The organism is Gaetbulibacter sp. M235, assembly GCF_043876835.1.
GTDB lineage: Bacteria > Bacteroidota > Bacteroidia > Flavobacteriales > Flavobacteriaceae > Yeosuana.
This window is the reverse complement of sequence record NZ_JBAWJZ010000008.1, coordinates 137271-161630: the sequence shown is the minus strand read 5'-3', so window position 1 is coordinate 161630 and position 24360 is coordinate 137271. Positions and strand designations below refer to the sequence as shown.

At 31.7% G+C, this 24360-nt stretch carries 21 protein-coding genes; 7 read left to right on the top strand and 14 right to left on the bottom strand.

The annotated features are described in order from the left end of the window. Positions 1–12 precede the first annotated feature (12 nt). The 3 genes from V8G69_RS13515 to V8G69_RS13505 are packed head-to-tail and all read left to right on the top strand — an operon-like array spanning position 13 to position 3527. Positions 13–1266: an exo-beta-N-acetylmuramidase NamZ domain-containing protein gene (locus tag V8G69_RS13515; protein ID WP_394882564.1), complete on the top strand. Its 1254-nt coding sequence runs from the start codon at positions 13–15 to the stop codon at positions 1264–1266. A 10-nt stretch (positions 1267–1276) separates the two neighbouring features. Next, positions 1277–2230 carry an NAD-dependent epimerase/dehydratase family protein gene (locus V8G69_RS13510; protein ID WP_394882563.1) on the top strand — a complete coding sequence of 318 codons (954 nt, stop codon included), beginning with the start codon at positions 1277–1279 and terminating at the stop codon, positions 2228–2230. A gap of 49 nt (positions 2231–2279) precedes the next feature. After that, positions 2280–3527 carry an exo-beta-N-acetylmuramidase NamZ domain-containing protein gene (locus V8G69_RS13505; RefSeq protein WP_394882562.1) on the top strand — a complete coding sequence of 416 codons (1248 nt, stop codon included), beginning with the start codon at positions 2280–2282 and terminating at the stop codon, positions 3525–3527. Between the two features lie 75 nt (positions 3528–3602). Here the strand turns inward: V8G69_RS13505 and V8G69_RS13500 are convergent, their stop codons facing one another. Then, entirely contained in the window at positions 3603–4544 is a 942-nt protein-coding gene (locus tag V8G69_RS13500) for a nicotinic acid mononucleotide adenyltransferase (protein ID WP_394882561.1), read from the bottom strand. Positions 4545–4676: 132 nt separating this feature from the next. Here V8G69_RS13500 and V8G69_RS13495 point away from each other — a divergent pair, with 132 nt between their 5' ends. Then, complete coding sequence (locus V8G69_RS13495; RefSeq protein WP_394882560.1) at positions 4677–5678, top strand: NAD(P)H-dependent glycerol-3-phosphate dehydrogenase; 1002 nt, start codon at positions 4677–4679, stop codon at positions 5676–5678. Between the two features lies 1 nt (position 5679). On the opposite strand, the gene V8G69_RS13490 is transcribed toward V8G69_RS13495, so the two are convergent. After that, positions 5680–6075 carry a hypothetical protein gene (locus V8G69_RS13490; RefSeq protein WP_394882558.1) on the bottom strand — a complete coding sequence of 132 codons (396 nt, stop codon included), beginning with the start codon at positions 6073–6075 and terminating at the stop codon, positions 5680–5682. Positions 6076–6239: 164 nt separating this feature from the next. Here V8G69_RS13490 and V8G69_RS13485 point away from each other — a divergent pair, with 164 nt between their 5' ends. Next, entirely contained in the window at positions 6240–8783 is a 2544-nt protein-coding gene (locus tag V8G69_RS13485; RefSeq protein ID WP_394882557.1) for a DUF2339 domain-containing protein, read from the top strand. Between the two features lie 55 nt (positions 8784–8838). Continuing rightward, positions 8839–10005 (top strand): DUF3999 family protein, encoded by a 1167-nt coding sequence (locus tag V8G69_RS13480; RefSeq protein ID WP_394882556.1) that lies wholly within the window; start codon positions 8839–8841, stop codon positions 10003–10005. A 1-nt stretch (position 10006) separates the two neighbouring features. Here the strand turns inward: V8G69_RS13480 and V8G69_RS13475 are convergent, their stop codons facing one another. From V8G69_RS13475 to V8G69_RS13445, 7 genes are all read right to left on the bottom strand, one after another. Further along, complete coding sequence (locus V8G69_RS13475; protein ID WP_394882555.1) at positions 10007–10597, bottom strand: TetR/AcrR family transcriptional regulator; 591 nt, start codon at positions 10595–10597, stop codon at positions 10007–10009. Between the two features lie 96 nt (positions 10598–10693). Further along, on the bottom strand, positions 10694–12121 hold the full coding sequence (locus tag V8G69_RS13470) for an efflux transporter outer membrane subunit (RefSeq protein WP_394882554.1): 1428 nt from the start codon (positions 12119–12121) through the stop codon (positions 10694–10696). A 5-nt stretch (positions 12122–12126) separates the two neighbouring features. Next, complete coding sequence (locus V8G69_RS13465) at positions 12127–15264, bottom strand: efflux RND transporter permease subunit (RefSeq protein ID WP_394882553.1); 3138 nt, start codon at positions 15262–15264, stop codon at positions 12127–12129. Between the two features lie 12 nt (positions 15265–15276). Next, positions 15277–16410, bottom strand: coding sequence for an efflux RND transporter periplasmic adaptor subunit (locus V8G69_RS13460; RefSeq protein WP_394882552.1), 1134 nt, complete (start codon positions 16408–16410; stop codon positions 15277–15279). Between the two features lie 13 nt (positions 16411–16423). Next, positions 16424–16921, bottom strand: a complete 498-nt coding sequence (locus V8G69_RS13455; RefSeq protein ID WP_394882550.1) for a GbsR/MarR family transcriptional regulator — start codon at positions 16919–16921, stop codon at positions 16424–16426. A gap of 128 nt (positions 16922–17049) precedes the next feature. Next, the gene (gene pheS / locus V8G69_RS13450; protein ID WP_394882549.1) at positions 17050–18069 is read right to left on the bottom strand and encodes a phenylalanine--tRNA ligase subunit alpha; all 1020 of its coding nucleotides are present in this window, start codon (positions 18067–18069) and stop codon (positions 17050–17052) included. A 79-nt stretch (positions 18070–18148) separates the two neighbouring features. Then, positions 18149–18505 (bottom strand): hypothetical protein, encoded by a 357-nt coding sequence (locus tag V8G69_RS13445; RefSeq protein WP_394882548.1) that lies wholly within the window; start codon positions 18503–18505, stop codon positions 18149–18151. 73 nt (positions 18506–18578) lie between these two features. Here V8G69_RS13445 and V8G69_RS13440 point away from each other — a divergent pair, with 73 nt between their 5' ends. Next, positions 18579–19112: a CvpA family protein gene (locus tag V8G69_RS13440; protein WP_394882547.1), complete on the top strand. Its 534-nt coding sequence runs from the start codon at positions 18579–18581 to the stop codon at positions 19110–19112. A 7-nt stretch (positions 19113–19119) separates the two neighbouring features. Here the strand turns inward: V8G69_RS13440 and V8G69_RS13435 are convergent, their stop codons facing one another. The 5 genes from V8G69_RS13435 to V8G69_RS13415 all read right to left on the bottom strand — a co-directional run bounded on the left by V8G69_RS13435 (position 19120) and on the right by V8G69_RS13415 (position 24348). Next, complete coding sequence (locus V8G69_RS13435; RefSeq protein WP_394882546.1) at positions 19120–19746, bottom strand: carbonic anhydrase; 627 nt, start codon at positions 19744–19746, stop codon at positions 19120–19122. Between the two features lie 38 nt (positions 19747–19784). After that, complete coding sequence (locus tag V8G69_RS13430; RefSeq protein ID WP_394882545.1) at positions 19785–20534, bottom strand: tetratricopeptide repeat protein; 750 nt, start codon at positions 20532–20534, stop codon at positions 19785–19787. Between the two features lies 1 nt (position 20535). Continuing rightward, positions 20536–22308, bottom strand: coding sequence for a BatD family protein (locus V8G69_RS13425; RefSeq protein ID WP_394882544.1), 1773 nt, complete (start codon positions 22306–22308; stop codon positions 20536–20538). 67 nt (positions 22309–22375) lie between these two features. Then, positions 22376–23224: a tetratricopeptide repeat protein gene (locus V8G69_RS13420; RefSeq protein ID WP_394882543.1), complete on the bottom strand. Its 849-nt coding sequence runs from the start codon at positions 23222–23224 to the stop codon at positions 22376–22378. An 86-nt stretch (positions 23225–23310) separates the two neighbouring features. Continuing rightward, entirely contained in the window at positions 23311–24348 is a 1038-nt protein-coding gene (locus V8G69_RS13415) for a VWA domain-containing protein (protein WP_394882542.1), read from the bottom strand. Positions 24349–24360 lie beyond the last annotated feature (12 nt).

Sequence of the window (24360 nt, the reverse complement as noted above, 5' to 3'; positions counted from 1 at the left end):
AAAACTCTAACCATGCAAAAAGAAATTTCAAAAAGTCTTTTACTCCTTTCAGTATTATTTATATTGTCAAGTTCAGTAATCAGTTGTCAGAAAAAAACCAAAGAACAAGCTACAACTTTAAGTGAAAAAGAGAGTATTGTTGTTGGGGCCAATCAAACAGAAGCATATTTAGATTTATTAAAAGGGAAAAGGATCGCTATAGCAGCAAACAATACTTCGGTTATCTTTAAAAGCGATGATAATCAATCTAATCAACACCTAGTAGATTCATTATTATCTCTTAATATAAAAATTGAAAAAATATTTACTCCTGAACACGGTTTAAGAGGCACTGTAGATGCTGGTGAGATTATTAATAACGAAATTGACGAAAAAACGGGCATCCAAATTGTTTCGCTTTATGGTGACAACAATAATGATACTAGTAATAAATTCAAACCAACTAAAGAACAATTAGAGAATATAGATTTGGTGGTTTTTGATATTCAAGATGTTGGCGTTCGTTTTTACACCTATCTTTCTACCATGCATTACATTATGGAAGCTTGTGCTGAAAATGGAATTCCAGTAATAGTTTTAGATAGACCAAACCCTAACGGACATTATATTGATGGTCCTATAGTAGAAAATGAGTTTAAAAGTTTTGTTGGGCTGCATCCAGTGCCAATTGTTTATGGAATGACAATAGGCGAATACGCTAAAATGATAAATGGCGAAAAGTGGCTGAACAATGGTGTTCAGTGTGATCTTACTGTGATTCCTTTAAAAAATTACACTCATAAATCTACTTACAGTCTTCCTTTTCGACCTTCACCAAACCTTCCTAACGATAAATCTATAAACCTTTATGCAAGCATATGTATGTTTGAAGGAACTAACGTTAGTTGTGGTAGAGGAACAGAAATGCAGTTTCAAATTTTTGGTTCACCAGATTTACCGAGCGATATTTATAAATTCAACTTTACTCCCCAACCAAATTTTGGGTCGAAAAACCCTAAAAACATGGGGCAAGTGTGCCATGGATTAGACCTTTCAAAAACTGAAAATTTAAGTAGCCTGAATTTCAACTGGTTGATAGACGCCTATAAAGCAACTTCTGATAAAGACAAATTTTTCAAAGAAAAGTCTTTTAATATATTGGCAGGCACCGGTAAATTAAAAGAGCAAATTGAGCGAGGACTTACTTTTGAAGACATTAAAGCTACATGGCAAGATGATTTATCTGAATTCAAAAAAATAAGAGAAAAGTATTTAATATACCCTTGATGGGAAATAGATGAAAATAGTTGTAATAGGTGGAACAGGGCACATCGGCACCTATCTGATTCCTAAATTGGCCATGAAGGGGCACGAGATTATTTGTGTGACCCGTAATATAAGCAAGCCTTATGACATCCTTCCAGCATGGGAATTTGTAAAACAAATTAAAATAGATAGAACAGAAGCTGAAGAAAAAGGTGTTTTCGGAGATAAAATAAGAGCATTAAAAGCCGATATTGTTATTGACCTTATTTGTTTTACTTTAGAAAGTGCCACTATACTTGTAGAAGCACTTTCAGAAAATATTCAACACTTCATTCATTGTGGAACTATGTGGGTTCATGGACACAGCCAACTAGTCCCAACCCTTGAGAGTCAAGAGCGTAATCCATTTGGTCAGTATGGTATAAATAAAGCTAAAATAGAATCTTACTTGCTTTTCAAATCGCAACAAATAGGATTTCCTGCTACTATATTACATCCAGGACATATCACTGGACCAGGATGGTTACCTATTAATCCAGCTGGAAACCTAAACCCAGACGTATTTTTAAAATTAGCAAAAGGCGAAGAATTAATTTTACCCAATATTGGAATGGAAACAGTCCATCATGTACATGCTAGTGATGTTGCTCAAGCATTTATAAATACAATAGAAAACAGACCAAATGCATTAGGGGAAAGTTTCCATATTGTTTCAGAGCAAGCTATCACTTTAAGAGGTTATGCCAATGCAATGGCCAAATGGTTTGGAAAACAAGCAAAGCTAAAATTTTTGCCTTGGGAAGAATGGAAAAACACAGTCAGCGAAACCGAAGCAAAATTAACCTGGGATCATATAGCACATAGCCCAAACGGAAGCATTGCAAAAGCTAAGAAATTAATAACCTACATCCCAAAATATAGTTCTTTACAGGCTGTGCAGGAATCCATTGAGCACTACTTTGAAAAAGAACACATAATGTTATAATTAATAAAACATAGACATTCTCAAAATAATTTATCTAAAAACTTACAAAATGTCAAAACTCACAATTCTATTTCCAATAATACTGATATTATTATGCCTTAGTTGTAAAAAATCAAATGACAACAAAAAGGCTTCACCGATAAGGAATGAAACAGAAAACATTATTGTTGGAGCAAATCAAACCGAAAAATATTTAAGTTTATTAAAAGGTAAAAGAATTGCTTTTGTGGCCAATAACACGTCTGTTATTTTTAAAAACGATAAGGCAAACCCTAATCAGCATATTGTTGACTCATTATTGTCATTAGGGGTTAATATTGTAAAAGTTTTTTCTCCCGAACATGGTTTTAGAGGAAATGCTGATGCGGGTGAGAATTTAACTGATGCTATTGATGCAAAAACAGGATTACCCATAATATCATTGTATGGGAAAAGTGAAAACCCCAAACAAATATATAATTACAGAAAACCTACTCCAAACCACTTACAAAATGCAGATGCTGTTGTATTTGATATACAAGATGTTGGAGTACGATTTTACACTTATATATCAACACTGCATAATGTTATGGAGGCATGTGCTGAGAATGGAATACCTGTGATAGTTCTTGATAGACCAAATCCTAACGGATATTACATTGACGGTCCAGTTTTAGAAAAAGAATCAAAAAGTTACGAAGGCTTAGGTCCAATTCCAATTGTTTACGGAATGACTATTGGGGAATATGCTAAAATGACAAATGGAGAAAAATGGTTAAATAATGGCGTTCAGTGCGACCTTACTGTAATTCCCTTAAAAAATTACACTCATAAATCTACTTATAGCCTCCCTTTAAGACCATCTCCGAACCTTCCTAATGATAAATCCATAAACCTATATGCTAGTTTGTGTATGTTTGAAGGAACCAGTGTTAGCTGTGGAAGAGGTACAGAGATGCAGTTTCAAATTTTTGGATCGCCATACCTGCCAACTGAAACGTATCATTTCAACTTTACACCTCAACCAAATTTTGGATCTAAAACACCAAAACACTTGAACACAGAATGTCATGGTTTAGATTTATCAAAGGCTGAAAATTTGAGTAGTCTAAATTTTAACTGGCTCATTGATGCCTACCACGCATCTTCTCATAAAGAAACGTTCTTCGATAAAGAGGCTTTTGACAAATTAGCTGGTACAACAAAACTGAAAGAGCAAATTGAGCAAGGACTTACTTTTGAAGACATTAAAGCTACTTGGCAAAATGATTTATCTGAATTCAAAAAAATAAGGGAAAAGTATTTAATATATCCTTAAATAAAGAAAAACCGCTTGAAGCAAGGAGCTTTTAAGCGGTTTCAAAACTAAATAACCAACCAAACTAACTATATGTTATCCACGAGTGCTCTCTCTTGGATTTTCTACCTTATCTTTTCTTTCTTTACGCAACTTTTCTGTTGACGTAGCAGTACTATTTTTTGTATTTGATGTTTTCAAGAATTGAATATAACCTCTGCCAACAAAATCGTAAACGGTTTGTGATGCTGGATGATATAACTCAATCTTTCCGTCATTTATAACGCTTAATTCAAAGTGTTCATTGTTGAAGAAATCATAATCTAATGTTAAAGTTTTCAAGTACATATTACCACTTACGTTACCAACTCCATAAACTCCTGTATAATCCCAATATAAATTAGAAACACTTGTTCCAGGCGCATCTTGAGAGCTTCTAAATTCTGAATCGTTGCCTCCTGCTAAAAACTGTAAGAAGTTTTCATTGTCAAACTCATTAATGGCTCCAAAATCACTGGTATATGTTTTTTCCCAAGCTTCATATTCTTGCAAGAAATAGTGAATGTTATCGTAAAAAACAAAATCATAATCAAAATTGCTGCGTTGATAACCCTTTAAAAAGTAAGATGTATCGTTATTTGGATTGTAAAGTTCTAAGGTGTTATTATTTACTTGATACACATCAAAGGTTGAAAGTCCATCAACATCATGATGTACATCTAAAATCATGTCATACGCATTATAATCTGCAACTGCAATTCCAAAACCATTTCCTGTACTTCCTATACCTACCAAATTATTGTTGGCAAACATGGTTCCGTTTCTAAAAGACAGTGTAAAAGCCTTTTGCAAAAATGGTGTTGAACCATATCCAATGGTTTCATTAATGTCTACATACCACAACTCATAGGCCCCTAATAATTGGTTTAACGAAATTGTTGGTTCATCAATATAATCGTCTACTACAACTTCTGTATAACAAGAAGTAAAAAGTGTTGTTGCTAAAGCAAAACTTAAAAGTAATTTTATAGTCTTCATAATCACTCATTTTAAGGGTTAATACTTAATGGTTTTCAAAACACGTGCCAAAAAATATTTATTATGAATTTAAGTACTTAACTATGACTAATATTTTATGTACTTTTGAAACCATAACCATTTATTTTAAGTATGAGTAATCAGCTAAAATATGCCGTTTTTGGCGCCGGAAGTTGGGCCACGGCTATTGTGAAAATGCTTTGTGAAAATCTTCCTGAAGTAGGCTGGTATATGCGTAGTGTTTATACTAAAGAGCATTTGTTAAGAGAGCAACACAACCCTAATTATTTAAGTTCTGTTGAATTTCATTTGGAGCAATTAAAATTAAGTAATGACATCAATGAAATGGCAACTTATGCAGATGTATTGATTTTTGTCGTTCCTTCAGCTTTTATGTATAGTGAATTAGAAAAATTAACAGTTGATATTTCAGATAAAATAATTGTTTCAGCAGTAAAAGGTATCATTCCAGAAAGCGGTTTGTTGGTAGGTGAACATTTTCATCAGTTTTACAAGGTTCCTTTTAACAACATAGCTGTTATCGCAGGTCCATGCCATGCAGAAGAAGTTGCTCTTGAACGTTTATCATATCTCACCATTTCATGTGCCGATTCTAAAAAAGCAGAGGGAATTGCTAAACAACTCTCCTGTGATTATATCAAAACAAAAACAAGTGATGATATTATGGGTACAGAATATGCAGTGATGCTTAAAAATATTTATGCCATTGCAGCCGGTATTGCCCATGGTTTGGGTTATGGCGATAATTTCCAGAGCGTCCTTATGAGCAATGCCATACGCGAAATGAGACGTTTTATTAAAAAAATGCACAAAATGAAACGTAACATTAATAATTCGGCTTACTTAGGTGATTTACTGGTTACCGGATATTCAGTTTTTTCAAGAAACAGAATGTTTGGTAATATGATTGGTAAAGGCTATACGGTAAAATCGGCACAAATGGAAATGAGTATGATTGCCGAAGGATATTATGCTACAAAAAGTGCCCATTTACTTAATGAGAAAAACAAAAAGAAAACTCGTTTACCTATTATAGAAGCCGTTTACGAAATATTATATGAAGGCAAAGACCCCAAAAAGACCTTTAAAAAATTAACAGAGAAGTTGGATTAATTTACTTTACCAAAACACCTTTTTTGTTTATTACAGGAATGTTTTGGAAAGCTTTTGTGTTAATGGTATTTTTTCTAAATAAATAGGTTTTATCAAACATATTATTTCCTACAAAAAAAGTGACTTTAAACTCATTGTTTAATTGTAAAACATCCTCTTGCATCAGTTCAATTTTTGCATAACTTTTAGCAGGAAGCTTATCTAGTTTATGGCGCATTGTTGATGTTACTTTAGTTTCTGCAAAACCATTTACAACAATTAAAACCATATCTAAGTCTGTATCTCTATCGTTAATAATATAGGCATTCCAGTCATTGGTTTTATAAATATCATTATACTCATTTATTACTGCAACATAAACGTTTTCAACCTTTGGAATATTAATATCTTTTTTCACAACATAAATTTTCAAAGCTCAAAAATACTTATTTTAGGTGATTATCAAACAAATTGTTTGAACTTGAATTAGTATTAAAAAAACAACTACATTAGCTGTTCAACTTATAATGTTGATTGTTTCTCCACCAATAAAATGATTATTTTATTTAATAAAAGCGTATTATGGATAATCAAAACAAAGTTGATGAACTTCAAAAAAGGTTAGACTTACTTTTAAAAAAACAGGAGGTTTTTTCAAAAGAAATTAACGACTTACAAAAAGAATTAAACCTGTTTAAAATTTCTGAAAAGCAACAAGAAATTGAAAAGGCTCCTGTTGTTGAAAAAACTTCTTTTAAAGAGAAGGCAGAGTCAGTTACTGAAACTCATAAAGGATTTTTTAGAGATGTATATCATCGTGGTTTAGGAGGTGTTTGTTCTGGCTTAGGGAATTATCTTGGTATTAACAGATACTTGGTTCGATTTCTATGGATACTCCTTTCTTTGTTTTTTGGAATTGGCTTTTTTCTATACTTAATTCTTTGGATTGCTGTGCCAAAAATTAAAAAAGAAGCTACGTCTGAAAAATCTATTCAAACAATTACAAAAGAAGCTCCAAAACAAGTCCAAACAGTAACTCCGGCTCAAAATCCTATAAAAATCAGTAACGAACTAGAAAAGTTTATTGGAGAGAATCTTATTAATAAAATTGGTATTGCTATCTTAATTATTGGCGTTGCAATTGGAGCAAAATATTCCATTGAAAACGATTTAATAAGTCCGCTAACAAGGATTATTCTTGGATATTTAGTAGGATTAGGGTTGTTAGGTTTATCGATCAAGCTTAAACCAAAATTTGAGAATTTTAGTGCTGTTTTAGTGAGTGGTGCTATGGCAATTTTGTATTTTCTTACCTATGCAGCCTATAGTTATTATGGATTAATACCTCAAATAATAACGTTTGTGCTTATGTTTGTTTTTACAGGCTTTACAGTATTTGCAGCTTTAAAGTACAACAAACAGCTTATTGCCCATATAGGTTTGGTTGGCGCGTACGCTGTGCCTTTTTTGCTTAGTGATGGTTCAGGTAATGCTACTGTTTTGTTTAGTTATATGTCAATAATTAATATTGGTATTTTAGTATTGGCATTCTACAAATACTGGAAACCTCTTAACTATGTTTCGTTCGTTTTAACTTGGTTAATTTATTTGTCTTGGTTTACCATTAATTATAATAGCATTAACGACTTTGCAACTGCGCTCATTTTTGCTGGTGTCTTTTTTGTTATTTTTTATGCTACATTTTTAGCTTACAAATTGATTAAAAAAGAGCAATTTGATACTTTAGATGTTATACTGATATTAGCGAACTCTTTTATTTTTTACGGTTTTGGATATACAATTCTTGAAAACCATGAAACAGGAAACCAATTACTTGGATTGTTTACGCTTTGTAATGCTATTTTACATTTTATTGTGAGTGTAATTATATATAGATTAAAATTGGCCGATAAAAACCTATTCTATTTAGTTGTAGGGTTGGTTTTAGTGTTTATTACCATTACAATTCCTGTACAATTAGATGGTAATTGGGTTACTTTATTATGGACTGGAGAAGCGGCTTTTCTGTTTTGGATAGGACGCACAAAATCAATTTCGGTATATGAATATATTTCGTATCCTTTAATGGCTTTAGCCATAATAAGTTTATATGAAGATTGGAGCAATGGATATTTGAGTTATTGGAATATCAGTGATTCTAACAAAATAATGCCTCTTTTAAACATTTACTTTTTAACTACCATATTAGTTGTTGTTGCTTTTGGCTTTATATATTTTATTAACAAAAACTCAGCATTTATTTCAGAAGAGCATTCAAAAAAAGATAACCAAAAAACAATCTCTTTTGCAGTTCCTGCTATTATTATTAGCACTGTTTATATAGGACTCTTTTTGGAAATTGATTATTATTTTCAAAGGCTTTATAATGAATCACAGTTGACCATTAATAATCAAGAGTATTTTGAGAATTACAATAACTATAGTTTATTAAAATTTAAAGTTGTTTGGTTGCTCATTTATTCCATGGTTTTTGTTTCTGCAATGTCTTTTTTCAATATTAAAAAATTAAAGAACAAAACCTTTGGCTATATAAACATAGGGTTAAACGGCATTACTGTTTTTTTCTTTTTAACTCTTGGCTTATATGCTTTAAGTGAATTAAGGGATAATTATCTTAATCAAAACCTATCTGAATATTATCATATTGGAACATGGTATATTGCTATTCGTTATGTTTCATATGTATTTGTTGCGGTAACATTATTTGTTAGCTATAAATATGTCCTTGAAGAGTTCATGAAAATTACCAACAAAGTTCCGTTTAGCATTTTATTTTATTTTATCATTTTATGGATTGCTAGCAGCGAACTTGTTAATTTATTGGATATGTCTGGCTCTACACAATCCTATAAATTAGGACTAAGTATTCTTTGGGGTGTCTTTTCATTATTATTAATTGCTTTAGGAATTTGGAAGCAGAGAAAACATTTGCGTATTGCGGCAATCGTTCTATTTTCAATTACGTTAATAAAACTATTTTTCTACGATATTTCACATTTAGGAACCATCTCAAAAACCATTGTATTTGTATCTTTAGGTATTCTTTTATTAATCATTTCATTTTTATATAATAAATTTAAAAGCAATATTTCTGATGACATTTAAGTCTAAAATTTTTACTTGCTTTCTCCTTTTACCTTTTGTGTTTTCATTTGGACAAATGCAAAAATATAGCTACAAACGTGAGCTAGAAGGAGTAACAAATTCTTGGCATAAACTAGAATTACCTAATGATATTTTTAAAAAAATATCCCCTGATTTATCCGATATAAGAGTTTTTGGAATTTCTGAAAAAAACGACACCATTGAAGCACCTTACCTTTTAGAACTTAAACGCGAAAAACGGGTAAAAACTAATGTGAATTTCAAAATAATTAATACGTCTCATAATGAAAAAGGCTATTATTTCACACTTGAAGTTCCAAACCAAGACGTTATAAATCAATTACAAATAGATTTTAAACAATTTAATTTTGATTGGAGAATTTCTTTAGAAGGCAGCAACAATCAAAACGAATGGTTTACCATAGTTGACGATTACCGAATATTGTCTATAAAAAATGCCGAGACCTTTTATGAATACAACAATATAACATTCCCAAATTCTAGCTATAATTATTTCAGAATTCTTGTGAAAAGTCTTGAAAAACCAGAGTTAAAATCCGTTAAAGCAAGTTACACCACCATTGAAAAAGGTGAGTTTTATGGTTGCGAAATTAAGAGCTTGGAAATAGAAGAAAAAAAGCAAGAAAAAAGTTCGGATATTAATATAGAATTATCAAAACGTTTACCCGTAAGCTATTTAAAAATTGATGTTGATGCATCTTATGACTATTATCGTCCAATTATGATTAAATATGTTTCAGATAGTGTTAAAACACAAAACGGGTATGTTTATAATTACAGAACTTTAACAAATGGCACCTTAAATTCAATAGAAAATAATGTGTTTGCATTTGAAAATACAGTCTTAAAAAAACTTAAAATTATTGTCAATAATCAAGATAATGAACCCTTAAAAATTGAAAATGTTACTGTAAAAGGAAATGTTTATAATTTAGATATTCGCTTTACTGAACCAGCTACATACTTTTTAACCTACGGAAATTCAAATGTTTACAGGCCAAATTATGATATTGAGCGTTTTGTTTCAAAAACTCCTGATACCATTTCCAGTTTAACATTAGGTGAAGAACAAGTAATTTATAAAAAGCCTACATCTAATAACGCTCCATTATTTCAAAATAAAATATGGTTATGGATTATTATTGTATTGATGGTTGCACTTCTTGGATGGTTTTCAATTAAAATGATGAAATCAAAATAACTCACTCAAAATAAGAATTCGTGTAGTTTGCATTCGAAATTCCTTTCAAATTATAAACTATCATATGCTCTAATAATTCTTTTTTAGAATACTCATCAAAAAAATTATTTGGCTTGTAAATTACATTTTCTATTCTTAAAAAATATAATTCACAAGCCAGTTTTATATTAATTTCTTCTTTAATTAATTTTTGCTGTTGTGCTTGTTCCAATAAATTATATACTTTTCCAAAAACAATTTCATGTCTAAATGTTTCAAACACTTCATCTGCTTTCGGATAATACTTCTTCAATCCAAATGTAAATGAAGGTTTAAAACATTTAAAATAATCAAAACCTATCTTATAAATTTCTATGATTTTAACAATAGGATCTGTATGTTGAAGCAAAGTTAAATCTATTTGCTTTTTGATTTTTTTAATTAAAAACTCTAAGCTTTCAGATACTAAATCCTCTTTGTTTTTAAAATAATTGTAAATCGTTTTTTTAGACATTCCTAGCTCGCCAGCAAGTTCATCCATGGTAAAACTTTTACTTCCAAACTTTGTAAAGTTGGCTATTGAACACTCTAAAACCTCTTCTTTTGTCGTCATTTCAAATTTAACTTAAGTTAAAAGGCAGAAATGATTTAAAAAATAAAACCATTCCTGCCAAGCATAACCAACTAACTATTAACCAAAATCTTTATATTATTTCCAGCCACCTCCAAGAGCTTCATACAAATTAACAACAGAAAGCAATTGTTGTAGTTTGCTATCAATTACATTTAATTCAGCATTCAGTGCACTTTGTCTAGCTGTTAATAAATCTAAATAGTTAGCATATCCGTTTTTTAATAATTCTTCCGAATTGGTTTCGGCATTACGTAACGCTTCTACTTCGTTTTGTCTGAATACAAATTTTTTCGTTTCGGCATTATAAGCAAACAAAGCATTTGACACCTCATTGCCTGCAATTAAAAGTGATTGTTTAAAGTTTAACAAGGCCTGTTCTTGTTGTGCCTTGGCTACTTCATATTGCGTTTTTATTTTTCTTTGGTTAAAGATAGGTTGCGATAATCCGCCAACTAAATTGGCGAAAAGTGAATTTGAATTAAATAAGTTATCAAATTCTAAACTTTGAAAACCTGCTGACGCTGTTAATGTTAATGACGGGTAAAAGCTGCTACGTGCCACATTAGTTAATTCGAAAGACTGGATTAAACCATACTCGGCAGCCATAACATCGGGTCTGTTACTTAATAAAGTAGCAGGAACGCCAATTTTTAAATCTGATTCAATTATTTGACTGTTTATTGTACTTCTTTCAAAATGTTGAGGAGCTTTTCCAAGCAAAATGCTCAACGCATTTTCGGTTTTAAAAATAGTGGTTTCTAAATCTACTTGTAAAGCCTTTGCGTTATTATATTGTGCAATGTTTTGATCTACTGCAACTTGTGTAACTTGTCCTGCATCTTTTAATGCTTTAATGGTTTCCACACTATTTTCGCGCGTTACAATAGTTTGTTTTGTAATTGCTAATTGAGCATCTAATGCCAAAAGTTGATAATACGTTGAGGCAATACTAGAAATTAATTGTGTTTTTACAGCCTTATGCGCAGCAACACTTTGCAAGTAACTCGCTTGATAAGCGCGTTTGTTGCTTCTTATTTTTCCCCATATATCGGCTTCCCATGATAAGGCACCAGATAATTCAAATTGATCAATATGGTCTTCTCCCAAGCTACTTAAAATAGCTCCTTGCTGTCCGTTTTTAGACAAGTAAGAACGTGAAGCTGTTCCTTTTGCGCTTAAGTTTGGCAAATATCCTGCTTTCCCCTGTCTTAAATAAGCTTCAGCCGACAAAATTTGCTGGATTGCAATACGAATATCAATATTGTTTTGAAGTCCTTCTTCAATATATTGATTCAAATAAGAATCTGTAAATAATGCTTTCCAAGAAATATCGGCCATTGATAAACTATCTGTTGGAAGGTTATCGGTTCTATATAAATTTTGTGTTTCCTCTAACTTTGGCGTCGTATAATCTTTAGCAACAAAACAACTTTGAAGAGTTAAAGAAACGATTATTAAAAGAATTGCTTTACCTAAAAATTTATTTTTTATAATTGATTTCATAATGATTATTCTTCAATAGTTTTGATTGCTGGTTTACTAGAAATTTTTTCTTGTAACCACTGAAATAAAATGAATAAAACAGGAATTACAAACACTCCCAAAACGGTTCCTATAAGCATACCACCAGCGGCACCGGTACCAATAGATCTATTCCCTTCTGCACCAACACCTTTTGCCAACACCAAAGGCATTAGTCCTAAAATAAAAGCAAACGATGTCATTAAAATAGGGCGCAAACGTGTTTTAGCTCCATGAATAGCAGAATTTAATATACTCTCTCCCTGTCTGCGTTTTTGAAGTGCAAATTCTACAATCAAAATAGCATTTTTAGCAAGCAGTCCAATAAGCATAATTAATGCTATTTGAAAATAAATATTGTTTTCCAGTCCTAAAAATTTCGTGCTTATATAGGCTCCAAAAACTCCAAGCGGTATGGAAAATACAACGGCAAATGGCAAAATGTAACTCTCATATTGTGCGCACAGTAAAAAGTAAACAAACAGAATACTTAAAATGAAAATAAAGGTGGTTTGACTACCTGAATTTACCTCTTCACGTGTTAAACCAGAATAAGCAATCGTATAATTACTTGGCAATTTTGCAACTTCTTCTTCAATCACTCTAATAGCATCTCCTGTACTGAATCCAGCATTTGTAGCACCAGTAATACTTGTTGAATTGAATAAATTAAAACGTGTTACAGACTGTGGGCCATAAATCCTTTTTAAAGTCACAAACTGAGTAATTGGTGTCATCTCTCCATTATCTGTTCTAACATACATACTATTTAAAGCATCAACATCCGCCCTGTCTTCTGGTAACGATTGAATATAGACACGAAACTGTTTTCCAAACCTTGAAAAATCTGAAGCATAAACACCGCCTATATATCCTTGTAATGTTGAAAATATACTACTAATCGGAACACCTTTTTCTTTTGCTAAAGGCACATTCACTTCCATTTCATACTGCGGATATTTAGTATTGAAAGAAGATTGAGCATACTTAATTTCAGAATGCTGCATTAAAGCCCCAATAAATTCTTGATTGACTTTGTCTAACTCAGTAAAATCCCCACCAAAACGATCTAATAAATTAACTTCAAAACCAGCAGAATTACCAAACCCTCGAATACTTGGTGGTGCAAAGAAAATAATATTGCCATCTGGAATTGTTGAAGCAATACCAAATAATTTACCTGTAACTGCTTCAGTAGAAAGTGATGGATCTTCGCGTTCTTTCCAATCTTTAAGTTTTATAACTCCAAACCCATAATTGCTTCCAGAACCACTTATTAAACTTCTTCCTCTAATAAAAGAAACACCTTCAACCCCGGGTAGATTATGCGCTTTTTCATATAATTGATTTACTACCTCAGCAGTCCTATCTAAAGACGCGCCTGCGGGTAACTCAACGTTTGCAAATATAATTCCTCTGTCTTCATTTGGCACAAACCCTGTAGGTGTCGTTTTTGATGCCCAAAAAAGTCCGACTGCCGCTATAATTAATAAAAGAATTGTAATCCATTTTTGTTTGTATAGAAATTGAATTGACTTTCCATATTTTTCGATGGTCGCATTAAATCCGTGATTAAAAAGTGCGTGAAATCTATGGACTGGGTTTTTGCTTTTTAACTCCTCTTCTTCACTATGGGATTTTAAAAACAAAGCGCATAAAGCAGGACTTAAGGTTAATGCGTTTACAGCAGAAATAAGAATAGCTATTATTAAAGTTACCCCAAATTGCTTGTAAAATACCCCCGTTGGTCCCTCAACAAAGGTAACAGGAATGAACACAGCTGCCATTACCAGAGTAATAGACACAATAGCTCCTGCTATTTCATGCATGGCGGTTAATGTTGCTTTTTTAGCATTCTTCTCACCATGGTCCAATTTAGCATGAACCGCCTCAACCACCACAATAGCATCATCAACTACAATTCCAATAGCTAAAACAACAGCAAATAAAGTTAGTAAATTGATTGAATACCCTAATAAATTCAAAAAGAAAAAAGTTCCAATAATAGACACAGGAACTGCTATGGCAGGAATTAATGTAGACCGTAAATCTTGTAAAAAGATAAACACCACAATAAACACTAATAAGAATGCTTCTAACAACGTGGTTACTACTTTATCAATGGAAGCTGTTAAAAATAAACTGGTATCATACGGAATAAAAATATGTATCCCTTTTGGCAAGTCTTTTTCAACGCTTTCTAAAGTAGTTTTAATATTTTCAATGATTTCTTCAGCATTAGAACCTTTTGTTTGAAAAATCCCCATAAAAACAGCTGGATGCCCTAAACTAACTGCACTAGAACCAAATGATTGCGCGTCTAACTCAATATCGGCAATGTCATTTAAACGTAAAAACTCTCCATTCCCTAATGCTTTTACAATAATATTGGCATACTGCTTTTCATCTTTAAATCGACCACTATATTTTAAAACATAAGAAAATGCTTCTCCATTATTTTCCCCCAAAGATCCTGCTGCTGCTTCCAAGTTTTGTTCTTTTAAAACAGCTGTAATGTCTGAAGGTATTAAATTGTATGTGGCTAGTTTTTCAGGTTTCAACCAAATTCGCATGGCATAATCTTGTTGTGAAAACACACCAACTTCACCTATTCCTTTAATCCTTTGGAGTTTAGGTGTTACGTTAATTTTTAGATAATTTTGAATAAAAGTCGCATCATAGTCTTCATTTTCAGAATACATGGACAAGAACATCAAAGCACTTGTTTGTTGCTTTTGAGTGGTAACACCCGTTTGTTTTACCTCTTGAGGCAACAATGGATTAGCCCTTGATACACGATTTTGAACATTTACAGCAGCCACATCGGCATCTACATTTTGATCAAAATATACGGTAATATCTGCTGTTCCGTTATTTGAGGCTGTTGATGTTATGTAGGTCATTCCCTCTACACCATTAATTTGCTCTTCTATAGGAATAATAACACTTTCCAATACCGTTTCTGCATTAGCTCCTGGGTAGCTTGCGGTTACTTTAATGGTTGGTGGCGCAATATCTGGATATTGTTCTATGGGTAAGCTTTTGATACTTATAAATCCTAGTAAAACTATAATGATAGAAATAACTGTAGAGAGTACAGGTCTTTCAATAAATGTCTTTAGCATAATGATAAATTTCTAGTTTTTAAACAATGTTTTAATAGGTTTAACAATACTATCAAAAGGAACTTCCTGTGGTGTAATTGGCATATCATTTCTTAGCTTTCCGACCCCTGAAACCACAATTTTATCGCCTTCTATAACACCAGACTCTACAACATATAAGTTCTCAATACTTGCTTTAATTTTGACTATTGAGGCTGAAACCGTATTGTTTTCTCCAACTTTAAATACCATAATATTGCCTTGTTGTTCATAGGTAGCTTCTTGCGGAATTACTATGGCATCTTTGTAAATAGTAGGAATCTTAATTTTTCCACTATTTCCATTAGTTATCAACTTATTAGGATTGTTAAAAACAGCTCTAAAACTAACGGTTCCGGTTTTTTGGTTTATTTGTCCTGAACTTGTTTCAATTTTTCCTTTCTCTGAATACACATCTCCGTTTGCAAGTATCAAATTAACTTCGGGAAAATTAGAAATCTTTTCTTCTAAATTATTCCCTTTAGTGTTTTGTAAAAAATCTAAATAACCCACTTCATTCATGGTGAAAAATGCATACACCTGCTTAATATCGCTAACGGTTGTTAATGGGGTCTTATCATTTGGACTTATTAATGACCCTTCTCTAAAATTAATAGCTCCTACATATCCATCAACAGGGCTTTTTACTGTTGCATAACCAATATTAGCCGCAATACTGCTGTAATTTGCTTTGGCATGAACTAAATTTGCTTTAGCCGTTTCTAACTGCACTGGACTAATAATATTTTTTTCAACAAGTGGAATTAATTTATCAACCTCAACTTGTGCCACATTTATTCGGGCTTTAGCTGCACCAGCATCTTGACTTAATGCCTGTGTTTCCAATTTGAATAAAATTTCTCCTTTTTTTACTTTTTGACCTTCGTCAACTAGTACTTTTTGAATATATCCTGTTACTTTTGGTCTTACATCACTATTTACAATACCCTCAATATTAGTTGGGTACTGTTGAAAACCAGTTACTGTTTTATGGTTAATTTTCGATACAGAAAATGAAGCTGGTGGTCTTTGAGGAGCTTGTCCACTATCTTGTTTATTACCACAACTTGATAATAACCCTGTTATAAAACATATTGTTATTATTGATTTTAGATTGATTCTTCTCATTATTAAAGGATTATTATTGGTTTACGTTATTCGTTATTTTTGTTCTAAGCTCTAAAATTGATTTTGTGGCTTCGTCTAAAAACTTGATATAATTATCATGAAATGTTAAATCAAATTTTGAGTCTACATCCAAAATAGTCACGTTCTTATTTTCTTTATATTCTTTAATCTCTAAATGCAATTCTTTTTGAGTTGTCCAACTTTCAATCATAGCATTAATACCTTGAACAATAGAGCTGTGGTTAACTACAAAATATTTTTTTCGGTCTCCTAGCTTTGTGAAATATTCTATTTTCTTTAAATCTTGAAGATGATTTAAATGTGTTGATATGGTACTTTTACTGGCACAAAGTTTTGTTACTAAATCTTCAAAAGTGGTTCCAGCTTTACCTGTTAATATTATATATGATAAAATACGCGCTTCAATAGGAGCGAGTTGGTCTTTGCTTTCTATTAAAACTCCTAATTTTTCAACTAAAGCATGCTTTTGTTTACACAATTCGTCATTCATAACTGAGATATTTGAATGCAAATATATGTAAGGTTCGTTTTTTTCCGAACTAAACGAAATTAAATAATTGTTAAATAAAAAACCGATAATTAATATCGGTTAATAATTATAGTAAAAGTTATTATAGTTTATAAAGCAGACTTAAACTGCTCTAAGAAACGCACATCATTCTCGCTTAATAAGCGTATATCACTAATTTGATGAAGTAATAAAGCAATGCGGTCAATACCCATACCAAATGCAAAACCTGAATATTCTTTAGAATCTATTCCGCAGTTTTCCAAAACATTTGGGTCAACCATGCCACAACCCATTATTTCTAACCAACCAGTTCCTTTGGTCATTTTATAATCTGTTTCTGTTTCTAATCCCCAATATACATCAACCTCAGCACTTGGCTCTGTAAAAGGAAAATATGATGGGCGCAAACGAATTTTAGATTTTCCAAACATTTCAGTTGTAAAATATTGAAGTGTTTGTTTAAGATCTGAAAAACTAACATCCTTATCTATATACAACCCTTCTACCTGATGAAAAAAACAATGTGAACGGGCAGAAATAGCTTCATTTCTAAACACTCGTCCTGGTGAAATTGTTCTAATAGGGGGTTTGTTATTTTCCATATAACGCACTTGAACAGAACTTGTATGAGTACGTAATAAAATATCTGGGTTTGTTTGTATAAAAAAAGTATCCTGCATATCACGAGCTGGATGATATTCCGGTAAATTTAAAGCTGTAAAATTGTGCCAATCATCTTCCATTTCTGGGCCTTCGCTTACATTAAACCCTATGCGTGAAAATATATCAATAATTTGATTTTTAACAATCGATATTGGATGACGAGCACCTATTTGAATAGGTTCACCTGGTCTTGATAAATCACCATAAACTCCTTTAACTTCTTCTTTACTTTCAAGTTCTTCCTTTAAGGAAAGGACTTTATCTTCAGCAGTTTTTTTAAGCTTATTTATAACCTGACCAAACTCTTTTTTCAGCTCATTAGGAACATTTTTAAATTCAGCAAAATAATCATTTAACAATCCTTTTTTACCTAAATATTTTATTCTGAAAGCTTCAATTTCTTCTTTTGACTGCGCTTTGAAAGCTTCTGCTTCTATAATAAGTTCCTTTATCTTTTCTATCATGATATCAATTCAAAATGTTGGCAAATTTAATGATTTTTGTGTAAAATGCGTTAGTGATGAAGTAATTGTGTTTTATGGATTAATCAATATATTCTGTTTCAACAAAATAGTTTACTATAGCTTCTTTCATTAATACACTTTGTTCTCCTGCTTTTAAAAAAGGCAATGCTTCCTTTGCTTTATAATGTGGCCATCCTTCATCATCAACAAAATCCAGTTCATAATAGCCATAAGGCATTAATAACTTACAAATAGCTATGTGCATTAAATCTAGCTTTTGGTCTTTTTTAAATGTTCGGTCCAATTGACCTAATTCTTGAACACCTATTAAATAAATAATGGCATCGAGATCTAAAGTATCTCCATCTGCAAACTGATTAGATAACTTTTTTGTTACTAATTCCCAACGTTGTTTTAATTGTTCGTCTCTAGACATAATAATTTTAAAGATGCAAAGTTACAAAGTAGTTTGCAATCAAAACTTTATATTTGTTATAAATCTATTTGTTATGAGTATATTAGATATCGCCTTATTAGTTTTATTAATCTTAGGATTAGCACGTGGTTTTACACGTGGCTTTTTTGTAGAATTAGCTTCTTTAGTTGCCTTGATTGCAGGAGTTTATGGTGCCTTTCACTTTAGTAATTTTGCTGCTTCTTTTTTAAAAGATCGTGTTGATTGGAACGAGAACTCGGTTAATATCATGGCATTTGTTATCACTTTTGTAATTATAGTTTTAGTTATTTCGTTAGCGGGAAAAGCGTTAACTAAAATAGCCGATTTTGCAATGCTTGGTCTTTTAAACAAAATACTTGGAGCCACTTTTGGTGGTTTAAAAGTTGCTTTTATACTAAGTGTTATTCTTATTGTTTTAGATAAAATGAATGCAAATGTTCCCTTTGTAAAAGAAAAAGATCAACAAGAATCTGTGCTTTATAGCCCTATTAAATCTTTAATCCCTGCCATTTTCCCTAATGTTATTGTTAATGGAAAACCAATAGGTGATGATCTTAAGGAAGAAAACGTGGAGGAAGAAATTTAAATTTTGTTTAATCTAGATGATAAATCTCCATGATGTTATGAAGAATGGTGTTAAAATCTATTTTTAAATCAATGAGTTTTCCTGTGTGAATATCAAAAACCCATCCATGTACTTTTAAATCTCTTTCTCTTGATGCTTTTTGAACTGCTGCAGTTTTAATAAGATTAACACATTGCTCCTGTACGTTAAGTTCAACCAAGCGATCATATTTTTCTTCTTCATCTGTAATAGCATTTAACTTGTTTTTATGAAGACGAAATACGTCCCTTATATTACGTAACCAAGGATTTAAAATCCCTAAATCTGCAGATTGCATTGCTGCCTTAACACCTCCACATGAATAATGCCCACAAACCACCACATGTTTCACTTTTAAATGTTCAACGGCATAATTTACAACAGACATCACATTCAAGTCAATACTAATGACCATATTAGCAATATTTCTATGAACAAAAACTTCTCCTGGACCCAAACCCATTAATTCTTCAGCAGAAACTCTGCTATCAGAGCAACCAATAAATAAAAGTTCTGGATTTTGACCTTGACCTAATTTGTTGAAGAAATCTGGATTTAAGGCAAGCTTTTCTTTAATCCAATGCTCATTATTTGTAAAAACTCTGTTTAAATCCATAGAATGCCATTTAATGAGTTAAAGATAATTCAAAAAAATTAAAGTTCCTTAATATCTTCTTTCTCTATCCAACCTGTTTTACCATCGGCAAGTTTAATTTCCCTCCATTGGTTAATGGTATCGAGAATTTGAACTTTGGTGCCTTCATGCAATCTAAACAATTCTTGACTACGGTTATTTGGCTCACTTTTAATAACAGTTTCCTGAGCAAAAATAATGGCAGGCTTATCTTTTTGACTAAGATTATATTTATGAAACGCAATTAATAATGATATAGCTGCTATAAAAAGAAATATATTACTGGTAATAAAAGCCAGTCTTTTTTTATTAGTAGAATATGTAAAATAATAGAGCAAAATTAATAGCACAAAAATGATGACTGAAGCAACTGCAACTTTCGACCAGTCGTCAAAACTCATAATATCGGTGATTTTTTTTATAACTTTTGAAAATCCAGCATCGGGAATTGTATCAATAGCATCAATGGTCATGTTTTTAGCAAAGGCTAAATTGTTTTTTATATCCTGATCTTCTGGAGCTAATTTTAAAGCTTTTTCATAATAGAAAATACTTGGTGCAATATGATTTAACTTATAATGTGCATTGGCTAAATTAAAATATAAGGCTTCAGAATGATTGTTTGTTTCAAGTATTGCTTTATATTTTTCTATGGCTTCGGCATACTTTCCTTGGTTATAAAGCTGATTTCCTTGTTCAAATAAAGATTGATTTTGAGCAAACATTCCTGCACTAAACAACGCTATAAGTATGTATAATATCTGTTTCATATTAACTAGCTTGTTTATCAATTAATGAAATAGTTTTTGCAGCCTTATCGTAATCTTGCTGCATCGTTACAATAGTAATTGGTGTATATCTTGCCAACTCGCAATTTTCTAAAATTGCTATAAAATCTGTAATTGTTTGAACATCAACTTTGCGCTCTCCAAGAAGATTTTTAATGACATCTTTACTGAAATCGCTGGTTTCTATATGCAATTTTGCCTTTAAATAATTATGTAAAGCTTTTTCAAGTGCTATGTAAAACTCTTCTTTTTTGCCTAAAGCCTTCTTCGCATTGCTCAAATATTTTTTGGCCAATTTATCGGCTGTTCTAATTCTATTTCCAAAAACATCGGCATCGCGTTCTGCTTTCTTTCTTCTAAAAACAATAGCAAGAGGAATTGCTAAAAAAGGCAACAACAAACTACTCCAAAATAGATTTGATTGAAAAAAGTATGAAGGCGTTATCGGCTTGAAATTTGATTTCGTTTTTATAAACGCAAATTGATCACTACTTAAAACTACGGGCTTTTTAGCATTGTTTGCAACTAAATTATCATTTGAATTTGCCGAACTTGTAGGGCCTTCTAAAACATTAATAATAGTTTCTTTAGAATCAATTCTTTTATAAGTTTCAGTTTTCAAATCAAAATAAGAAAACGAAATACTTGGTGTTGGATATTTACCTTTATATTGAGGAACCACTGTGTAAGTATCTGAAATGCTTCCTTGCATGCCATCCAAATTTGTTATGACATTTTCATTGTGCTCTGGCTCAAAAACCTCTAAAGAACTTGGTAAGGATATTTTTGGAAGGTTTATAAGTTTTAAGTTTCCTTTTCCTTTAACTTCTACCTTAGCTTGTAGCGATTCTGATGCTTTAAGTTCTGTTTTAGACATAGAAACATCAAAACTAAAATCTCCTACAGCACCCGAAAAATCTGCTGGTTTTCCTGCTTCTGGCAATGGTTTAACATTAATGGTTTTACTGCCTGCAGAAACCGTTCTGTGGGCTTGTGCCATCATTCTTCTTCCAAAGATATCGCGTCTGTTTGTTGGTACTTGTACTGAAATATCTAAGCTTAAAGGTTCAATATTTAACTTTCCTGTTTTTTGAGGATACAAGACTGTTTTTCTAAGCACCAGAAAACGATAATCTTCTCCATTAAAAGTTCCTGTTTGTACTTTTTGACCTTGCATATCGATATTCTGACTCCAAAAATCATTATATCTTGGACTATCAATTTCCTGCCAATTATCTACTCCTGTGTTTGGCGACACATATAGTTTGTAAACAACCGTAATAGCTTCATTTAAATAAGGATTTGTTTTAGAAATTTCGGCAACTAAATGAATATTTTCTGCAGCTAAATAATCTGGGTCATTAGGATCTTTAGGAATATCAACCGCCGAAGTAACTTCTATTTTTAAAGGAACCGTTTTGTAGGTTTCTCCATCAATGGTTATAGATGCTTGGTCAATAGTAAAATTACCTTGTTTTTTAGGAGCCAAAAAATAGCTATACGTTTTAGAATATGAACGTACACCGTTAATCCAAGAATTACTTACTGATTGATTTGGTCCACCAACAACAGTGAAATTGCTAAAGTCTGGTGGATTAAAATGATCGCCATCCTGATTCATTTCAAAATCAATTCGTAAACGTTCATTTACACCAAGTTTGTTCTTGCTTACTTTAGCTTCAAATTTTACTTGTGCATAAGCAATGCCTGAAACAAGCAAAATCAATACTATGGTTATGTGTTTTATAAATTTCATATTAATTAACGATTGGGGTTTTACGATGCACCATTATAAAATTGTGATTCGCGATTCGTCAATCTTCCTACCAATCTTTATCCGTTTTTACTTTAACTCCTTTTTGTTTTTCAGCATTCATTTTTTCTTGAACTTTTTGCTCTTGATTGTTCATGGCCTCTAACAAACTTTTTATTTGCTGATCAGATAATTTTCCTGGTTGTGGCTGTGGTTTTTGCTGGTCTTTATTTTGGTCGTCCTGCTTACCTTTATCCTGATCTTGTTTTTCATCTTTAGGCTTTCCATCTTCATCTTTTTTATCGTCGCCTTCTTTTTTATCCTGATCTCCTTTGTCTTTTTGATCGTCCTTATTATCGCCCTCTTTATCTTTCTGATCCTGTTTGTCTTTATTCTCGTCTTTTTTATCTTGATTGTCCTTATTATCCTTATTGTCTTTATTTTGATCTTGTTGATCTTTTTGTTGTTCGGCACATTCTTTAGCTAAACCAAGATTATAACGCGTTTCCTCGTCTGTAGGATCGTTTCGCAATGCATTTTTATAGGCTTCAACAGCTTCTTTGCATTTTTTGTTTTTCATTAAAATATTTCCAATGTTATGGAATGCTTTATGTTTTTCTGCTTTGGAAGTTGAAGTTTTAACGACCTCTTGTTGGCGATATAAGGCTTCATCAAAACTTCCTTTTTTGTAATAGGAATTTGCTAAATTATAAGCTCCAACAGTGTTTGATGCATCTTTTGAAATAGCCTTTCTATATTCCATTTCTGCGGCAACAAAATCATCCTTATCTGATAATTGATTACCTTCATAAACGTAATCATTAGCTTTTTTTAAAGCAGCTAAATCCTGCTTTTCTTTTTCTTGTGAAAAAGAAAATGCTATGTTTAAAGTTAATATGACTATTATTATATTTTTCATGCACATTGTCTTTCAACAGTCTTTTAATAGCTAACAAAAACTACCTCAAAGATATTAAACCAATAAATTTCAGATAGTTAAATGTTTTATAAATTCTCATTAAATAAATTCAATTTTTTCAACCAACCTGTTTTACGTTCTAATAAGAAAATATCTAAAAACAAAAAGAATAAAGCAAAGCCTAAAAACCATTGAAACTGGTCTTTAAAATCGGCATATTGTTTTGCCTCAAACTCTGTTTTATCCATTTTATTTAAAATTTCTCCTATTTTATCTACAACATCATTAGTGTTTCTACCATTAACATAATCGCCATTGGCTTTACTGGCAATACTTTCAAGTATTTCTTCATTTAAACGGGTAATAACAGTTTCTCCATTACTGTCTTTTTTATAATTTAAAACAATGCCGTTTCTTTTTTCTGGAATCGGGCCACCTTTAACATCGCCTACACCAATTGTAAAAATTCTAATTCCTTCTTCATTAGCTTCTTCTGCAACTGAAGCAGCTTCTTCACTATGATCTTCTCCGTCTGAAATAATAATTAAAACACGATTGGTTTGCTCTTCATCATCATAATATGTTTTAGCCAATTTAATAGCTTCGTCTATAGCTGTTCCTTGTGATGAAAGCATGTCGGTATTCATGCTTTGTAAAAACATTTTGGCCGCCGCATAATCTGTTGTAATTGGCAACTGTGGAAATGCTTTTCCTGCATAAGCAATAATACCAACGCGGTCGCTAGCTAAATTGTTAATGATTTGTGTTACTAATTGCTTTGCTTTTTCTAATCGGTTAGGAGCAATATCTTCAGCCAACATACTTTTTGATACATCTATTGCAAATACAATATCAACGCCTTCCCTTTTAACGGTTTCAAGTTTAGTGCCTATTTTAGGATTCACCAAAGCAATTGCAAGACAGGCAAATGCTAAACTTAACACTACTATTTTTAATATGGATTTGAATAAAGAACTGTTAGGACTTAGTCTTTTAAGTAATTGTTTATCGGCAAATTTACTTTGCGATTTATGTTTCCAAATTTGCAAAATAAGAAAGAATAGGAATATTACTGGAATAACTCCTAAAACCCAAAACCATATTTTTTCATCTAATTGATACATTAAATCTTTTTA

What these genes read in the sequence shown, in the direction of transcription:
- pheS (WP_394882549.1), bottom strand. Translation starts at nt 18,069, where the DNA reads ATGATAGAAAAGATAAAGGAACTTATTATAGAAGCAGAAGCTTTCAAA.
- V8G69_RS13430 (WP_394882545.1), bottom strand. Translation starts at nt 20,534, where the DNA reads ATGAAACAGATATTATACATACTTATAGCGTTGTTTAGTGCAGGAATG.
- V8G69_RS13460 (WP_394882552.1), bottom strand. Translation starts at nt 16,410, where the DNA reads ATGAGAAGAATCAATCTAAAATCAATAATAACAATATGTTTTATAACA.
- V8G69_RS13505 (WP_394882562.1), top strand. Translation starts at nt 2,280, where the DNA reads ATGTCAAAACTCACAATTCTATTTCCAATAATACTGATATTATTATGC.
- V8G69_RS13465 (WP_394882553.1), bottom strand. Translation starts at nt 15,264, where the DNA reads ATGCTAAAGACATTTATTGAAAGACCTGTACTCTCTACAGTTATTTCT.
- V8G69_RS13445 (WP_394882548.1), bottom strand. Translation starts at nt 18,505, where the DNA reads ATGTCTAGAGACGAACAATTAAAACAACGTTGGGAATTAGTAACAAAA.
- V8G69_RS13500 (WP_394882561.1), bottom strand. Translation starts at nt 4,544, where the DNA reads ATGAAGACTATAAAATTACTTTTAAGTTTTGCTTTAGCAACAACACTT.
- V8G69_RS13515 (WP_394882564.1), top strand. Translation starts at nt 13, where the DNA reads ATGCAAAAAGAAATTTCAAAAAGTCTTTTACTCCTTTCAGTATTATTT.
- V8G69_RS13475 (WP_394882555.1), bottom strand. Translation starts at nt 10,597, where the DNA reads ATGACGACAAAAGAAGAGGTTTTAGAGTGTTCAATAGCCAACTTTACA.
- V8G69_RS13510 (WP_394882563.1), top strand. Translation starts at nt 1,277, where the DNA reads ATGAAAATAGTTGTAATAGGTGGAACAGGGCACATCGGCACCTATCTG.
- V8G69_RS13470 (WP_394882554.1), bottom strand. Translation starts at nt 12,121, where the DNA reads ATGAAATCAATTATAAAAAATAAATTTTTAGGTAAAGCAATTCTTTTA.
- V8G69_RS13455 (WP_394882550.1), bottom strand. Translation starts at nt 16,921, where the DNA reads ATGAATGACGAATTGTGTAAACAAAAGCATGCTTTAGTTGAAAAATTA.
- V8G69_RS13420 (WP_394882543.1), bottom strand. Translation starts at nt 23,224, where the DNA reads ATGAAAAATATAATAATAGTCATATTAACTTTAAACATAGCATTTTCT.
- V8G69_RS13485 (WP_394882557.1), top strand. Translation starts at nt 6,240, where the DNA reads ATGGATAATCAAAACAAAGTTGATGAACTTCAAAAAAGGTTAGACTTA.
- V8G69_RS13495 (WP_394882560.1), top strand. Translation starts at nt 4,677, where the DNA reads ATGAGTAATCAGCTAAAATATGCCGTTTTTGGCGCCGGAAGTTGGGCC.
- V8G69_RS13415 (WP_394882542.1), bottom strand. Translation starts at nt 24,348, where the DNA reads ATGTATCAATTAGATGAAAAAATATGGTTTTGGGTTTTAGGAGTTATT.
- V8G69_RS13425 (WP_394882544.1), bottom strand. Translation starts at nt 22,308, where the DNA reads ATGAAATTTATAAAACACATAACCATAGTATTGATTTTGCTTGTTTCA.
- V8G69_RS13435 (WP_394882546.1), bottom strand. Translation starts at nt 19,746, where the DNA reads ATGGATTTAAACAGAGTTTTTACAAATAATGAGCATTGGATTAAAGAA.
- V8G69_RS13440 (WP_394882547.1), top strand. Translation starts at nt 18,579, where the DNA reads ATGAGTATATTAGATATCGCCTTATTAGTTTTATTAATCTTAGGATTA.
- V8G69_RS13480 (WP_394882556.1), top strand. Translation starts at nt 8,839, where the DNA reads ATGCAAAAATATAGCTACAAACGTGAGCTAGAAGGAGTAACAAATTCT.